Annotated in this window: 12 protein-coding genes; 7 read left to right on the top strand and 5 right to left on the bottom strand. The window is 70.5% G+C overall.

The window, feature by feature from the left end:
- Nucleotides 1-44: 44 nt before the first annotated feature.
- The 4 genes from HB662_RS03010 to leuC form a co-directional block, all read right to left on the bottom strand.
- Complete coding sequence (locus HB662_RS03010) at nucleotides 45-3,227, bottom strand: efflux RND transporter permease subunit (RefSeq protein WP_168046976.1); 3,183 nt, start codon at nucleotides 3,225-3,227, stop codon at nucleotides 45-47.
- 6 nt (nucleotides 3,228-3,233) lie between these two features.
- On the bottom strand, nucleotides 3,234-4,463 hold the full coding sequence (locus tag HB662_RS03005; protein WP_245185385.1) for an efflux RND transporter periplasmic adaptor subunit: 1,230 nt from the start codon (nucleotides 4,461-4,463) through the stop codon (nucleotides 3,234-3,236).
- A gap of 70 nt (nucleotides 4,464-4,533) precedes the next feature.
- Entirely contained in the window at nucleotides 4,534-5,127 is a 594-nt protein-coding gene (gene leuD / locus HB662_RS03000) for a 3-isopropylmalate dehydratase small subunit (RefSeq protein ID WP_168046974.1), read from the bottom strand.
- Nucleotides 5,127-6,497 carry a 3-isopropylmalate dehydratase large subunit gene (leuC, locus tag HB662_RS02995; RefSeq protein ID WP_168046972.1) on the bottom strand — a complete coding sequence of 457 codons (1,371 nt, stop codon included), beginning with the start codon at nucleotides 6,495-6,497 and terminating at the stop codon, nucleotides 5,127-5,129. Before leuC ends, leuD begins: the two co-directional genes overlap by 1 nt.
- A gap of 55 nt (nucleotides 6,498-6,552) precedes the next feature.
- On the opposite strand from leuC, the gene HB662_RS02990 reads away from it, so the two are divergent.
- From HB662_RS02990 to HB662_RS02970, 5 genes are all read left to right on the top strand, one after another.
- Nucleotides 6,553-7,440, top strand: coding sequence for an SMP-30/gluconolactonase/LRE family protein (locus tag HB662_RS02990; RefSeq protein WP_168046970.1), 888 nt, complete (start codon nucleotides 6,553-6,555; stop codon nucleotides 7,438-7,440).
- Nucleotides 7,437-7,958 carry a dihydrofolate reductase family protein gene (locus tag HB662_RS02985; protein ID WP_209443070.1) on the top strand — a complete coding sequence of 174 codons (522 nt, stop codon included), beginning with the start codon at nucleotides 7,437-7,439 and terminating at the stop codon, nucleotides 7,956-7,958. The genes HB662_RS02990 and HB662_RS02985 overlap by 4 nt, the downstream gene beginning before the upstream one ends.
- Before the next feature lie 97 nt (nucleotides 7,959-8,055).
- Nucleotides 8,056-9,027: a Bug family tripartite tricarboxylate transporter substrate binding protein gene (locus tag HB662_RS02980; protein WP_168046968.1), complete on the top strand. Its 972-nt coding sequence runs from the start codon at nucleotides 8,056-8,058 to the stop codon at nucleotides 9,025-9,027.
- Complete coding sequence (locus tag HB662_RS02975) at nucleotides 9,024-9,713, top strand: IclR family transcriptional regulator (RefSeq protein ID WP_209443069.1); 690 nt, start codon at nucleotides 9,024-9,026, stop codon at nucleotides 9,711-9,713. The genes HB662_RS02980 and HB662_RS02975 overlap by 4 nt, the downstream gene beginning before the upstream one ends.
- On the top strand, nucleotides 9,710-10,894 hold the full coding sequence (locus tag HB662_RS02970) for a CaiB/BaiF CoA transferase family protein (protein ID WP_168046964.1): 1,185 nt from the start codon (nucleotides 9,710-9,712) through the stop codon (nucleotides 10,892-10,894). Before HB662_RS02975 ends, HB662_RS02970 begins: the two co-directional genes overlap by 4 nt.
- 6 nt (nucleotides 10,895-10,900) lie before the next feature.
- On the opposite strand, the gene HB662_RS02965 is transcribed toward HB662_RS02970, so the two are convergent.
- Nucleotides 10,901-11,890 carry a Bug family tripartite tricarboxylate transporter substrate binding protein gene (locus tag HB662_RS02965; protein ID WP_168046962.1) on the bottom strand — a complete coding sequence of 330 codons (990 nt, stop codon included), beginning with the start codon at nucleotides 11,888-11,890 and terminating at the stop codon, nucleotides 10,901-10,903.
- Nucleotides 11,891-12,018: 128 nt separating this feature from the next.
- Here HB662_RS02965 and HB662_RS02960 point away from each other — a divergent pair, with 128 nt between their 5' ends.
- Together HB662_RS02960 and HB662_RS02955 are read left to right on the top strand one after the other, a co-directional pair.
- A complete protein-coding gene (locus tag HB662_RS02960) occupies nucleotides 12,019-13,263 on the top strand; it encodes an amidohydrolase family protein (protein WP_209443068.1) in 1,245 nt (414 codons plus the stop codon).
- Nucleotides 13,264-13,973: 710 nt separating this feature from the next.
- Complete coding sequence (locus HB662_RS02955) at nucleotides 13,974-15,749, top strand: hypothetical protein (protein WP_168046958.1); 1,776 nt, start codon at nucleotides 13,974-13,976, stop codon at nucleotides 15,747-15,749.
- The last annotated feature ends 281 nt before the right edge of the window (nucleotides 15,750-16,030 follow it).

The following is a 16,030-nucleotide window of genomic DNA, read 5'->3' as shown; positions in this document are numbered from 1 at the left end:
GCGTCCGTGAAGGGGGGGCGTGCCCCGGCGCGCCGCCTTTCCGGTCACGCCGCCGGTGGCGGCGTCGGTGGCGGCGTCAGTGGCGTTGCGACCTCCGGCTTGCCGCCGAAGCGCCGCTTCACCCCCTCCCGCATCGATTGGAACACGACGTAGAGCATCGGGATGATGAAGATGCCGACCAGCGAGGCCGCCAGCATGCCGCCGAACACCGGCGTGCCGACCGCGCGGCGCGACGCACTGGCGGCGCCCGAGGCGATCACCAAAGGCACCAGGCCCAGGATGAAGGCCACCGAGGTCATGATGACGGCGCGGAAACGCAGCCGCGCGCCCATCACCGCCGCCTCCCGGATCGGCATCCCCGCCTCCCGCCTTTCCTTAGCGAATTCGACGATCAGGATGCCGTTCTTGGCGGCGAGCGCGATCAGCACCACCAGCCCCACCTGCGCATAGACATCGAGCGATAGCCCGGCCAGCACGATGGCCCCGAACGACCCCAGCGCGCCGACCGAGATCGACAGCAGCACCGGGATCGGGATCACCCAGCTTTCATACAGCGCGACCAGGAACAGGTAGGCGAACAAAAGGGCCAGCGCCATGATGATGCCGGTCTGGCCGCTCGCCTGCTTTTCCTGGAAGGCCGTGCCGGTCCATTCATAGCCATAGCCGGCCGGCAGCGCGGTTTCGGAAAGCGCCTCCATCGCCGCCAGCGCATCGCCCGAGGAAATGCCCGGCCGCGGCGACCCGCCAATGCGCACGGAGCGCACATTGTTGTAGCGGTTGATGGTCTGCGGCCCGAGCACGATGCGGATATCCGCGATGGAGCGCAGCGGCACCATTTCCCCGGCGCTGTTCCGGACATGGATGCGCCACAGGTCCGGGATGTCGTCGCGGTCCGTCGCCTCGCCCTGGATGTTCACCTGCCAGGACCGGCCATACAGGTTGAAGTCGTTGACGTAGAAGCCGCCCAGCGTGGTCTGCAGGGCATTGAAGATATCGCTGATGCGGATGCCCAGCGCCTGCGCCTTGTCGCGGTCCACGTCCAGGAACAGGGAAGGGGTGTTGGCGGAGAAGGTGGAGAATACCGCCGTCAGGCGCGGGTCCTGGTTGGCGGCGGCCGTCAGCCCCTGCATGGCGGCGAACATCTCCTCCGGCGGGCGGCCCTCCAGGTTCTGCATCTGGTATTCGAAGCCGCCGCCGGTGCCGAGGCCGATGATCGGCGGGATGTTGAAGGCGAAGGTGTTGGCGGAGCGCACCTGCTGCGTCGCGCCAAACACCGTGCGGATGGCGGCGAAGACGCTTTCCTGCGCCCCGGCCCGATCCTCGAAGGGCTTCATCCGCACCACGATGAAGGCGGCGTTGGATTGCGCGCCGCCATCGATCAGGCTGAAGCCGACGATCGCCAGCACGCGGTCCACCCCGGGGACCGGGGCGATGATCGCCTCCACCTGTTCCACCGCCGCGCGGGTGCGCGACAGGCTGGCGCCGGCGGGCAGCTGCATCTGCACGAAGAAGGCGCCCTGGTCCTCCTCCGGCAGGAAGCCCTGCGGCGTGCGGCTGCCGAGGAACATGATGGCGGCGCCGAAGGCGGCAACGAGCACCAGTGACAGGATGGAAAACCGCACCAGCCGGGCGACGATGGCGCCGTAGCGGTCCCGCACCCAGTCGATGCCGCGCATCACCGCCGCCAGGAAGCCGCGGCGCGGCCCATGCCCCGGCGGATGCGGTCGCAGGAACAGCGCGCAGAGCGCCGGCGACAGGGTCAGGGCGTTGAAGGCGGAGATCACCATGGCGACGGAGACGGTGACCGCGAACTGGCTGAACAGCACGCCCGACAGGCCCGGGATGAACCCCACCGGCACGAAGACCGAAAGCAGCACCAGCGTGATGGCGATGATCGGTGCGGTGATTTCCCGCATCGCCTGCTTGGTGGCCTCGGCCGGGGTCCAGTCCGGGTGCTCCGACATCACCCGCTCGACATTCTCCACCACCACGATGGCGTCATCGACGACGATGCCGATGGCCAGCACCATAGCCAGAAGCGACACGGTATTGGCCGAATAGCCCAGCACCAGCAGCGCGGCGAAGGTGCCGATCAGGCTGACCGGCACGGCGATGGTCGGGATGATGGTGGCGCGGAAGCTGCCGAGGAACAGCAGCACCACCAGCACCACCAGCACGAAGGCCTCCAGCAGCGTCTTGATCACCTCCTCGATCGTGTCCACGACGAAGGTGGAGGTGTCGTAGAAGACCGAGGTCTGCATGCCTTGCGGGAAGCGGCGGGACATCTCGTCCAGCACCGAGGTCAGGCTGGCCGCCGCCGTCACCGCATTGGCGCCGGGCGACAGGTAGGTGGCGAGCGTGATGGCGGGCCGGCCGTTCAGGCGGCTTTCGGTGTCGATCCGCGCTGCGCCCAACTCCACCCGCGCCACGTCGCGCAGCCGCAGCAGCGACCCCTCGGCATTGGCGCGGATGACGATGGCGCCGAATTCCTCCGGCGTGGTCAGGCGGCCCTGGGTCTGCAGGTTGATCTGGTATTGTTGGTCGTCCGAGATCGGCTGCGCGCCGATGCGCCCGACGGCGGCCTGCACGTTCTGCGCCTGGATCGCCGCGATCACGTCCGCCGGCGTCAGGTTCAGGCTGATCAGCCGGTCCAGCTCGAACCAGATCCGCATGGAATAGTCGAGCGCGCCGAAGATCTGCGCCGAGCCGATGCCGGGCGTGCGCGCCAGCCGGTCCAGCATGTTGATGGTGACGTAGTTCGACAGGAACAGCGCGTCATGTTCCGGATTCTCGGAGGTGATGGTGATGAATTGCAGCACGGCCGAGGATTGCTTGCGCACCGTCACGCCGGCGCGCTGCACCTCCGCCGGCAGCCGGGCCAGCGCCGATTGCACGCGGTTGTTGACGTTGACGGTGGCGATGTCCGGGTTGGTGCCCAGCGCGAATGACACCGACAGGGTGTAGCTGCCGTCATTGGCGCTGTTGGAGGACATGTAGATCATGCCCTCCACCCCGTTCACCGCGCTCTCGATCACCTGGCCCACGGTCGATTCCACCACGGCGGCGGAGGCGCCGCCGTAATTGGTGGTGACCGAGACCTGCGGCGGCACGATATCCGGGAACTGCGCCACCGGGATGCGCAGCATGGCCAGCGCACCCGCCAGGGTGAGCAGGATCGACAATACGATCGCCAGCCTGGGGCGATCGACGAAGACGGCGGAAATCATGTCGGATCAGCCCTGCCGGCCGGTCGGCGCCGCAGCGGGCGCGCTGCCGGGGGCGCGGATCGGCGCGCTGGCCGGGCCGGGCTGCACGGGCTGGCCGGGGCGCACGCGTTGCACGCCCTCCACCACCACCCTCTCCCCGGTCTCCAGCCCCGCTTCGACCACCACCTGGTCGGCGATGGAGCGTCCGAGGGTCACCGGGCGGCGCACCGCGCGGTTCTCGGCATCCAGCCCCCAGACATAATTGCCGGCCTGGTCCTGCAGCACGGCGCTGCGCGGGATCACCACCGCCTGCACCGGCTGCGCGCCTTCCACGAACACGTTCACGAACATGCCGTCGATCAGCGCGCGGTCCGCGGCGCCCTCGATGGGCGGGCTGCCATTCGGCTGGTTGCGCGGCGGGTTCGGGATCAGGGCGCGGACCAGCACCGTATCCGTGTTGCGGTCCACCTGCGGGTCGATGAACTCGATCCGGCCCACCTGGTCGTAGATCTCGCCGGTCACCAGGCGGATCCGCACGCGCGTGGCATCGGCCCCGCCGCGCCCGGCATAGCGGTCGCGCAGCTCCGTCCCGGTGCGGAGGTTGACGGGGAAGGCCACGCGCATCGGGTCCTGGCTCACCACCGTGGCCAGCTTCTCGCTGGTCGGCCCGACCACGGCGCCGACGGAGAAGGTGGAGCGCCCGACCTTGCCGGCGAAGGGCGCGGTCACCTCGGTGTAGCCGAGGTTGATCTCCGCCACCCGAAGCTGCGCCTGGGCGGCCAGCACATTGGCCTGGGCGGTGCGCTGCGCGGCCGTCGCATTCTCCACATTCACCTGCGTGCCGGCGGAGCTGCGCACCAGGTCCCGCGCGCGGGCCAGCGCGCTGTTGGCGTTCTGCAACTCAGCCTCGGCGGAGGCGACGGCGGCGCGGGCGCGGGCCACCTCGGCCTCGAAGGGCGGGCGCTCCAGGCGGAACAGCACCTGGCCCTCCGTCACCTCCTGGCCCTCCTGGAAGGGGCGTTCCTGCAGGAAGCCGGTGATGCGGGCGCGCAGGTCGACGCGGTTCTGCGCCTCCACCCGGCCGACGAATTCGGTGCTTTCCGTGACCGGGCGGCGTTCCACCTCCACCACGCCGACCGCGGGCGGCCCCTGCGGGCCGAACTGCGCCTGGGCGGGGGCTGCGATGAGGCAAAGGCCCATCAGGGCGGCCAAACCCGAAAAGGCCGCGCGGGACGCGGCCATGGTCTTCATCGGCATGGATGCAATCCAGTATTTGGAAGGCAGCCAAACCGATCCCGACCTGCCGCGTCAAGTTTCCTGAACGTGCCTAGCCGCCGGCGCGGCGGGCCTCGAAAGCCGCGATTTCCGGCTCCAGCGTCATTGTCAGTCCGATTTCATCCAGTCCACGCAGGAGACAGTCGCGCGCAAAGCCGGGGACGGTGAATTGATGTGTCGAGCCGTCCGGCGCCGTCAGTTCCTGACGTTCCAGATCAACCGAAATTGTCGTGCCCGGCGCGGTGGCGACGGCTTGGCGCAGCCCGTTCACCGTCGACTCGAGCAGCCGCACCGGCAGCAGGCCGTTCTTCAGCGCGTTGGAGAAGAAGATATCGCCGAAGGAAGCGGCGACGACGCAGCGGAAGCCCATGGCCGCCAGCGCATAGACCGCAGCTTCCCGCGACGAACCGACGCCGAAATTGCGGCCCGCCACCAGGATGCCAGCCGTGTCGAAGGGCGGCTGGTTGAGGATGAAATCGGGCCGCTTCGCGCCATCCGGCGTGAAGCGTTGGTCGTGGAAGCCGTAGGTCGCGTAGCGCTCATCCCGCGGGCGCCGCATGAAGCGGGCCGGCATGATCTGGTCGGTATCGACATTCGCCTGGTCGAACGGCGCGGCGATGGCAGTGTAGCGGGTGAAGGGTTCCATCAGGCGGCCCCCACCAGACGGCCCGCGACGGCGGAGGCTGCGGCGGAAGCCGGCGAGACCAGGTGGGTGCGCGCCCCGCGCCCCTGCCTTCCGGCGAAATTGCGGTTCGAGGTGGAGGCGCAGCGCTCGCCTTCGCCCACCACCTCCCCATGCATGGAGACGCACAGCGCGCAGGAGCTTTCCTCCCACCGCGCCCCGGCCTCCTTGAAGATCCGGTCCAGCCCCTCCGCCTCCGCCGCCCGCTTGACGCGGGAGGAGCCGGGGGAGACCAGCATCGGCACGGCGATACGCTTGCCGCGCAGCACGGCGGCGGCATCGCGCAGATCCTCGATCCGCGCATTGGTGCAGGAGCCGAGGAAGACGCGGTCCAGCGCGACATCGGCCATCTCCTCGCCACCCCGCAGGCCCATGTAGTCCAGGCTGCGCGCCCAGGCCTTTTGCCGAGCTTCGTCGGGCGCTTCATCCAGGCGAGGGACGCGGCCGGAGAGCGGCACGGCCTCCTCCGGGCTGGTGCCCCAGGTCGCCATCGGGCGGATCTGCGTGGCGTCGAGCGTCACCTCGGAGTCGAAGCGGGCGTCCGGGTCGCTGAACAGGCGGGACCAGGCCGGGTCGGGCTCCGCCGGGGCGTAGGGGCGGCCGATCAGCCAGGCCGCGGTGGTGGCATCGGGCGCCACCATGCCGGTCCGCGCACCGGCCTCGATTGCCATGTTGCACAGCGTCAGGCGGGCCTCAATGGACAGCGCGCGCACGGCGGGGCCGGCGAATTCGATGGCGCCGCCCAACCCGCCGCCCGTGCCGATCTGGGCGATCAGGGCCAGCGCCATGTCCTTGGCGGTGCTGCCGGCGGGCAGGGCGCCCTCGAAATGGCAGCGGATCTGCTTCGGCGGGGACTGCCAGATGGTCTGGGTGGCCAGCACATGCGCCACCTCGCTGGCGCCGATGCCGAAGGCCAGCGCGCCGAGCGCGCCATGGGTGGAGGTGTGGCTGTCGCCGCAGACCACCGTCATGCCCGGCAGGGTCAGCCCCTGTTCCGGCCCGGCGACATGGACAATGCCCTGGTCCGGGTCCGCCAGCTCGAAGGCGCGGATGCGGTTGGCGCGGGCATTGGCCTCGAAGGTCTCGATGATGCCGCGGATTTCCGGGTCCGCCACCTCGGGCGTGCTGCGGCCCACCGTGGGGGCGTAGTGGTCGCCGAAGCCGAAGCTGAGGTCCGGCCGGCGGACCTTCAGGCCGCGGGCCTTCAGGATGTTGAAGGCGTGGAAGCTGCCCTCGTGGAAATAGTGGCGGTCCACATACAGCAGCGCCAGCCCGTCATCGCGGGCCTGCACCACATGTGCGTCCCAGATCTTCTGAAAAAGCGTCTGTCCCATGTGATGACACTGGCGCCGGCTTGGCGGCCAGGCAAGACCCGGGCAGGTTCAAGCCATGTGGAACACGCCCCCCGCCGTCATCGCGCCCTCCCTGCTCTCCCGCCTGCCCGACGCGCTGCGCCGGCCCCGCCGCAGCGCCTGGGCGGATGCCAACCGCGCCGGTGCGCCGGTCGACAGTTTCCTCGAGGGCCCCTGCTTCGACGCGGGCGGCAACCTGTTCTGCACCGACATCCCGCATGGCCGGGTGTTCCGCGTCTCCGGCAGCCAGTGGGAGGCGGTGGCGGAATACGAGGGCTGGCCGAACGGCCTGGCGGCGCGGGAGGATGAGTTGCTGGTGGCGGATTACCGCCACGGCGTGCTGACCCTGGACCCCAGGACCGGCGCCATGACGGCGGTGGCGGAGAACATCAACAGCGAGGGTTTTCGCGGGATCAACGACCTGATCCTGCACCCGGATGGCTCGATCCTGCTGACCGACCAGGGCCAGACGGGTCTGCAGGACCCCACCGGCCGGGTCTGGCGGCTGCACCCGGATGGGCGGATGGACCGGCTGATCTCCAACGGCCCCAGCCCGAACGGCCTGGTGCTGAACCGCGCCGGCACGCATCTGCTGGTGGCGATGACGCGGTCCTGCGAGATCTGGCGCTTCGCCCTGCGGCCCGATGCGGTGGTGGCGAAGGCAAACCTGTTCTTCCGCATCCCCGCCGGCACCTCCGGTCCCGACGGCCTGGCGGTGGATGCGCATGACCGGCTGTTCGTGGCGAATCCCGGCCATGGCCAGGTCTGGGTGGTGGACCCGCATGGCGTGGCGACGCATCGGGTGGATTGCACCCCCTTCGGCCGCATGCCGACCAACTGCGCCTTCGCCCCGGATGGCCGCACGCTGGTGATCACGGAAAGCCAGTCCGGCAGCCTTTTGGCGGCCGAAATCCCGGCGCCGTGACGCTGTTCCACTGCCACATCGCGGTGTCGCTGGACGGCATGATCGCCCGTCCGGATGGCGGGGTGGACTGGCTGGAGCAGGGCGCGCCGCCGCCCGAGGCCTTCGGCTTCACCGAATTCTACAGCCAGGTCGAGACCATCCTGATGGGCCGCGGCACCTATGACGTGGTGCGGCGCATGGGCGACTGGCCCTATGCCGGCAAGCCGGTGCGCGTGGTCACCAGCCGGGAGCTGCCCGACGCCCCCCCTGGTGTCGAGGCCCATTCCGGCGACCTGCCGGCGCTGGTGGCGGAACTGCGCCAGCGCGGCCTCGGCCGCATCTGGGTGGAGGGCGGCGGGCAATTGCTGCGCGGCCTGCTGGCCATCGGTGCGCTGGACCGTCTGGAGATGGCGGTGCTGCCGATCATTCTCGGCGAGGGCATCCGGCTGTTTCCGGCCGGCACGCCGGAGACGCGGCTGGCGCTGCGGCAGAGCAGGACGGTGGGTGACGCGCTGCATCTGATCTACGAACCGGCGTGAGATGAGATCCCGCTTGACCAGCGCGGGAGAACTGCGCGCAGTATGGCAAATAAACAGAACGTCGTTCTATCCAACAGAACACATGGAAGGAAACGCCATGACCCTCGCCCGCCGCAGCCTGCTCGCCGCCCCCGCCATTCTGCTCGCCCTGCCCGCGCGCGCGCAGGATGCCTGGCCCAGCCGGCCGATCCGCATGATCCTGCCCTATGCCGCCGGGGGCGCGACCGATGTGATCGGGCGGCTGGTCGCGGATCGCCTGTCCCAGCGCCTGCCGCAGCGCGTGGTGATGGAGAACCGCACCGGCGCCGGCGGCGCCATCGGCAGTTCCTTCGTCGCCAAGGCACCGGGCGATGGCCACACGCTGCTGTTCCACAACATCGGGCACGCCGTGACCAAGGCGATCTACCCGCAGCTGGACTATGATCCAGCCGCCGACCTCAAGGCGGTGTCGATCGTCGCGGAAAGCCCGATGGTGCTGCTGGTGCCGCCGAATTCGCCGCACCGGACGCTGGCCGATTTCGTCGCCTTCGCCCGCGCCAACCCCGAGAAGCTGACCTATGGCAGCACCGGCGGCGGCGGCGCGCTGCAATTGGTGAGCCTGCTGTTCCTGCGCGCCGCCGGCATCAAGATGACGGAGATCCCCTATCGCGGCGGCGCCCCGGCGGCGCTCGATCTCGCGGCCGGCACGCTGGACATGCTGTACGATGCCGGCCTGACCGCCTTCGGCCTGGCCCGCGGCGGCCGCGCCCGCGCGCTCGCCATCTCCGGCCCCAGCCGCAGCCCGGTGATGCCGGATGTGCCCACCATGGCGGAATCCGGCTTTCCGGACGCCACCTTCATGGTCTGGCAGGCGGTGCTGGCGCCCGCCTCCACGCCCGATGCGCTGGTTGCCCGCATCCAGGCCGAGGTCGCCGCCGTGCTGGCCGAACCCACCACCCGTACCCGCCTGGCCGAACTCGGCGCCGAGCGCCTGGTCGGCAACAGCCCGGCCGAGGCCCAGGCCTTCGTCGCGGCGGAGATGGCGAAATGGGCGGTGATCCTGCGCGAGGCCGGGGTCCGCGCCGGGTGAGCGCAACGCCTGAAACGGGCGTCGCCGCCGTCGATCGCGCCCTGTCCATCCTGGGCGCGTTCCGGGAGGGGGATGCGGCGCTGACCCTGGCGGAGCTCGCCGCCCGCACCGGCCTGTACAAATCCACCATCCTCCGCCTGCTCGCCTCGCTGGAGCGCAGCCGCTGCGCCGCCCGGCTGGCGGATGGGCGCTGGGCGCTGGGGCCGATGCTGTTCCACTGGGGCGCCCTCTATGCCCGGTCGCTGCCGGTGGAGCGGCATCTGCCGGCGCTGCTGGCGGCGCTCGCCGAGCGCAGCGGGGAGACGGCCAGCTTCTGGGTGCGCCATGAGGGCCAGCGCCTGTGCCTGGCCCGTGTCCGCAGCCCCAACCGCATCCGCGACGACCTGGCGGCCGGCGACCTGATCCCGCTGCCCTCCGGCGCCGCGGGGCGGGTGCTGACGGCGGCGGACCCGGCAGCGCTCGGCGTGGTCGCCACCTTCGGCGAGCGCAACCCGGAGGCCGCGGGCTGCGCCGCCGCGGTGTTCGGCCCGGGTGGGGCACTCGCCGGGGCCATCGGCCTGTCCGGGCCGAAGGCGCGGATGCAGGCCCATGTCGCGGCGCATCTTGCCGCGCTGGCCGAAGCCGCGTCCGATCTGACACGACGACTCGGCGGCGACCTGATGCCGCCCACCGGAGTATCCGCATGACCAGCCCGACCCCGCTCGCCGGGATCCGCGTTCTTGAATTCACCCACATGGTGATGGGCCCCACCGTGGGCATGACCCTGGCCGACCTCGGTGCCGAGGTCATCAAGGTGGAGCCGGCGCCGGCCGGTGACAGCACCCGCCGCCTGACCGGTTCCGGTACAGGCTTCTACGCCGCCTTCGGCCGCGGCCGCCGCAGCCTCTGCGTGGATCTGAAGCAGCCGGAAGGCCTGGCGCTGGTGCAGAAGCTGGCGGCGAAGGCGGACGTGGTGGTGGAGAATTTCCGGCCCGGCGCCATGGCCAAGCTTGGCCTCGGCTATGCCCAGCTTTCCGCCACCAATCCCGGCCTGGTCTATTGCTCCTGCAAGGGCTTCCTGCCCGGCCCCTATGAACACCGCACGGCGCTGGACGAGGTGGTGCAGATGATGGGCGGCCTGGCCTATATGACCGGGCTGGAGGGGCGGCCGCTGCGGGCCGGGTCCTCCGTCATCGACATCATGGGCGGGCTATCCGCCGTCATCGGCATTCTCTCGGCGCTGACGGAGCGCCAGCGCACCGGGCAGGGCGGCGAGATCCAGGCCGGGCTGTTCGAGACGGTGGCCCTGCTGATGGCCCAGCACATGGCGCAGACGAAGATCACCGGGCAGGCGCCGCCGCCGATGTCCGTGCGCCGCCCCGCCTGGCCGGTCTACGACATCTTCGCCACCTCCGATGGCGGGCAGGTCTTCGTCGGCGTGGTGACGGATACGCAGTGGCCCGCCTTCTGCGCCGCCTTCGGGCTGGAGGACCTGGCCGCCGATGCCAGCCTCGCCACCAAGCAGCAGCGCGTGGAGCGGCGGGACCATACGATCCCGCGCATCGCCGCCGCGCTGGCCGCCTATACCAAGCCTGAGCTGATGGCGAAGTGCGAGGCGCTGGGCCTGCCCTTCGCCCCCATCGGCAAGCCGGCGGACCTGTTCGAGGACCCGCATCTGCTGGGCAGCGGCGGGCTTGTGCCGCTGCACCTGCCGGATGGCACGCCGATCGACCTGCCGGCACTGCCGGTGGCGATCGACGGCGTCCGCCCCGGCGGCACCGGCGACCTGCGGCCGCCGGGCGCCGATGGTGCCGCGATCGCGGCGGAGCTCGGCTATTCCGAGGCCGAGATCGCGGCGTTGCGGGAAAGCGGCGCGCTGACCGGCTGACGCCGCTCAATCCACCTTGATGTTGCCGGCGCGGATCACCTCCCGCCACTTGTCCAGCTCGGCGCGGATCATCGCGGTGTAGGCTTCGGCGCCCAGCGTGCCGGGGCGTACGCCGATACGGCCGAATTTCTCGGCGATCTCGGGGGAGGCCATGGCGCGGCCCATCTCCTCCTCCCACCGCGCCTTCACTGCGGCCGAAATGCCGGCGGCGGCGGAGAAGCCGAACCAGTTGGTCGACGCCACGGCGGGAAAGCCGGCCTCGGCGAAGGTCGGCACATCCGGCAAAGCGGGGGAGCGTTCGGCCTCGCTGGTCGCGATCGGGCGCATGCGGCCGGCGCGGAGGTTGGGCAGGGCGGTGGGCAGGCTTTCCATCAGCGCCGGGATCTGGCCGCCCATCACATCCGTCATGGCAGGGGCCGAGCCGCGATAGGGCACATGCGTCAGCTCGACCCCCGCGGCGCGGGCCAGCAACTGGCCGATCAGGTGGTTCATCGTGCCATTGCCGCCGGAGCCGTAGTTCATCTCGCCCGGCTTCGCCCGCGCCTGCGCCAGGAAGGCGGCGAGGTCCGGCGCCGCCACGCCCGGCCCCACCGCCAGCACACTCGGGAAGGTGCCGACCAGGTGGATGTGGGTGAAATCGGCCACCGGGTCATAGGGCACATTGGCGTAGAGCACGGGCCCGATGCCGTGTGAGGCGGCGTTGGAGATCATCACCATGTGCTGGTCGCCGCGCGCCTTCGCCAGCAGGTCGCTGCCCACCATGCCGCCGGCGCCGGGCCGGTTCTCCACCACGATCGGCTGGCCAAGCTTCGTGCCGAACCACTCGGCCAGGATGCGGGAGAGGATGTCCGCCGCGCCGCCCGGCGGGAAGTTCACGATCCAGCGGATCGGCCGCTCCGGCCAGCTGGATTGCGCGCGCGCGACGGCGGGCACGGCCAGCGCCCCGGCAAGGCCGCCGAGCAGCAGGCGGCGGGTCGGGCTGGCGGAATCAGGCATACGAAACTCTCCCCTTGTGGATCCCGTGATCCGGTCGGGCGGTGGGAAAGCAACATCGGTGCCGTAGACGAAGCCGCCCCTGCATGGTTCGCTGCACTGCGAGACCACTGGTATCCCGGAGCATTGCATTGGCCCTCGACCTGATCCTGCGTGAGATGCGCCTGCCTCATTCGGCAGCATCTGACCCGTTGGTGGACATCGGCGTGCAGGATGGCCGCATCGCCGCCATCGCGCCCAATCTGCAGAGCGAGGCGCGGGAGACGGTGCAGGGCAAGGGCAGGCTGGTCTGCGCCGGCTTCGTGGAAACCCACATCCACCTCGACAAATCCTGCCTGTTCAACCGCTGCGACTGCAAGACCACGCGCTTCCCCCATCTGGCGATGGAGCGTGTCTCCGCCATCAAGCCCGACATCACGGTGGAGGATGTGACGCAGCGCGCCAGCCGGACGCTGGAGATGTGCGTGCTGCATGGCTGCACGCGCATGCGCACCCATGTGGAAGTGGACCCGCGCATCGGCCTGCGCTTCTTCGAGGGCGTGAAGGCGCTGATCGACAGCTACGCCTGGGCCATCGATGTCGAGATCTGCGTGATGCCGCAGGAAGGCCTGACCAACAATCCCGGCACCGATGAACTGATGGTCGCCGCGCTGCGCAACGGCGCGAAGGTGGTAGGCGCCGCGCCGAACTACGACAGCGACCGCGCCGCGCAGATCCGCCGCGTGTTCGAGATGGCGCGGGAATTCGACGTCGATATCGACATGCACCTGGACAGCGGCACCAGCGGCTCGGATCTGGATACGCGGCTGGTCTGCGACCTGACGGAGCAATTCAGCTGGGGCGGCCGTGTCGCCATCGGCCATGTCACCAAGCTGTCCACCATGCCGCCGGCGGAGGTGGATGCGGTGGCGCGGCGCATGGCCGATGCCGGCGTGGCGCTGACCGTGCTGCCGGCGACGGATCTGTATCTCGGCGGCCGGCACAAGGATGCGGACGTGCCGCGCAGCGTGGTGGATGCGAACCGGCTGGTGGCGGCGGGCGTGGTGTGCTCACTGTCCTCGAACAACATCCAGAACCCATTTACCCCTTTCGGGGATGGGCAGTTGATCCGCCAGGCGAATCTCTACGCCAACATCATCCAGCGCGGCAACGACGCGGATGTGCGTGCGATGTGGGGCATGATCACGGATGATTCCGCGCGCATCCTGCGGCAGCAGGATTACGGCATCGCCGTCGGCGCGCCCGCCGACCTGGTGGTGGTGGATGCGCCGGATGAGGTGGCGGCGCTGCGCGGCATCGCCCCGGTGCTGGCCGCCTTCAAGCGCGGCCGCCGCACCGTGACGCGCCAGCCGGCGGAGTTGCACCGCCCGGCTTGAACCGGGGCCGAGGAGGGCGGGGATCGGCTTCGGTACCCCGCCTGGCGCCGCCATCCGCAACGGCGGCGTGGCCTGCCTGACCATGTGCGCGGCGCGACGCGGTTCCGCATGAAGCGGCCGCTATTGCGCCGCGGAGAAACGCCCGGGACCCGCCCGCCACACATTCCGAATGATTGGCCGGGGATGCGATCGTTTCTGGCGTCAACGCGTCGGAAACCAATCCGCGCCATATTGCCTGAACGAGACAGGCCGGTCGGTTCCTCCCCGGAACCATGAAGCATCCGCGGCAGAGCCGGCGGATCTTCGCGCATCGCCAAAATCCGATCTCGCCAGCTGCGTCCAGGCTCCGGCCCGGTCGCCAGGCCCCGGGGCGCGAGAAGGACTGGCGGCATGGCTGTTTGCACGACACTGCCTGGGTTGACCCGAGTGACGCATGCCGCGCCGCGTATCGGCGGCTGTGGCGCGGCCGCTGGTGCCCTGCCGCGCGGCATGGGCACGAACCGCGCGAACTGGGCAGTGCGCGCATGCACTCCGTTCGACCGTTTCGGGCTCGCCTTCGGATGGAACGCGGTATCGGCTTCCGGTCGATAGTCGTTCGCGTAAACACCGGAGAAACAAATCAAATTCTAATCTCACCATTAGAATAACCCGAGGTTCGACTTCAGGTTATTTTGATATTGCACCGAACAGATGACCCACGGAGCCATCCTATGAGCCCTCCTGACAACAACGCATGGGTCGATCTTGATGAGGGCTCCCTCGCCTCCGTCGTCGGCGGCAGCGGTTCGACCAACGCAGCGCCGACCGGTGGTGGCGAGGAGGATGAAGCCGAGTTCGGCGGCAGCATCTCCAGCCCGACCGTGGTGTCGGGTGGCGCCTCGACGGGAGAGTCGGTCTCGACCAGCATCGTGGTGAACGGCGTGACGCTGGAAGCCGGCGCGGGCTGGGCGGCGGGCGCCGAATACGAAGTGACGCATACCGGCGCGGGTGCCGGTGCGGGCGTCGGCGCTGGCGTCTACGCGACCGGCAGCGTGACGGACGGCAACGTCACCACCACCGTGACGCTGGAAGCCGGCGCGGGCGCGCAGGTCGGCGTGGAAGTCGGCGTCACCGGCATCGGCTACACCGCCTCGGCGGGCATTGGTGGCAGCGTGACGGTGGAGGTCGCGACCGAGCACGACCTCGGCAACGGCACCACCGCGACCACCACCACCACCACGGAAGTGGGCGTGAAGGCCGGCGTCGAGGGTACCGTCTCGATCGGCACGGAGGGCGTGCAGACCGAGGCCGAGATCATGGCCGGGGCCTATGCCTCGGTGACGGTGGAAGCGACGATCGGCGGCGAGGAAGGCTCCGGCACCGCGTCGGTCGGCTATGTGGATCCGGGCTCGGCGGGCGTCGGTGCGGAAGTCGAGGCCGGCTACAAGGATGGCGAGATCACGATCGGCGTGGGCGGCGAGGTGTCGCTGCTGCTCGGTGGCGTGAATGTTGGCGTCAGCGGCACGGTCGATGTGAACGCGGTTGGCGACGCGGCCAGCGAGGCTGCGGTGCAGGCCGAGGCGCAGGCGCTGGTGGCGGCGGAACAGGCCGCCGCCGAAGCGCGCGAGGCGGTGGCCGAGGCGCGGGAAGCCGCCGAGAAGGCCGAGCAGGCCGCGGACAAGGCGCGCGACATCGCCGAGAAGGAGGCGAAGGAAGCCGCCAACGCGGCGGGCAAGGTGGGTCGCGGCTTCGGCAACATCGCCGGCACCATCAAGGCGCAGATCGAGAAGGCGGAGGCCCGCGCCGCCGATGCGGTGGCCGATGGCCTGGAGGCGGCCGCGAGCAAGGCTGCGGCCACGCTCGCCGCCGCCGAGAAGGTTCTGGACAGCGCCGAAGCCACCGCCGGGAAGCTGCTCGACAGCGCGACCGACGCGGTGAAGGCCACCGCCGAGCAGATCGAGGCGGCAGCCGAGAAGGCGGCGGCCGAGGCGCAGGCTGCGGCCGAGAAGGCAGCGGCCGAGGTGAAGGCGGCGGCCGAGAAGGCTGCGGCCGAGGCGCAGGCGGCGGCTGAGAAGGTTGCGGCCGAGGTGAAGGCGGCGGCCGAGAAGGCGGCGGAGAAGGCGGCGGCCGAGCTGAAGGCGGCGACCGAGCGGGCCGAGGCGGAAGCCCGTGCGGCAGCCGAGCGAGCCGAGGCGGAGGCCCGCGCTGCGGCCGAGAGGGCGGCGGCGGAAGCCCGCGCGGCGGCGGAACGTGCAGCGGCCGAGGCGCAGGCCGCGGCGGAACGGGCGGCAGCCGAAGCGGCGGCAGCTGCGGCAGCGGCGCAGGCCGCGGCGGAGCGGGCGGCGGCGGAAGCGGCGGCAGCGGCCCAGGCGGCTGTGGAGCGGGCGGCGGCAGAGGCCAGGGCGGTTGCGGATGCCGCGGCCTCCGCGGCGGCCAGCGCCGGCAACGCCATCAGCAAGGGTGCGACCAGCGCGGGCAACTCCATCAAGAAGGCGTTCAGGTTCTGATCTCCGGGGCCCGGCGCGGGACGATGTGGCGCCGTTGGCGCGCCACGCCGCCCGCTGCCGGACCCCGGCCTGCCCAGCTTCGTGTCGCGCCCGCCCGGCGCGCGGCCCGGCCTCCCGTTCTCAGACCCCGGCCAGAGGGAACCACCTGCATGAGCGCACTTGCCAGTCGCGCACCCGGCAGCCCACCGTCATTCCGTGGCGGGGCGGTTGCCTTGGCGACCGTCATCCGCGGTGGCGACCGAAGGCCCGCGTCGCGCATCGTGGTCGACAACCTGGCCGCC

Origin of the sequence: Falsiroseomonas frigidaquae (assembly GCF_012163145.1) — a bacterium.
Taxonomy (GTDB): Bacteria; Pseudomonadota; Alphaproteobacteria; order Acetobacterales; family Acetobacteraceae; genus Falsiroseomonas; species Falsiroseomonas frigidaquae.
This window is presented reverse-complemented; position numbering and strand designations above follow the sequence as displayed.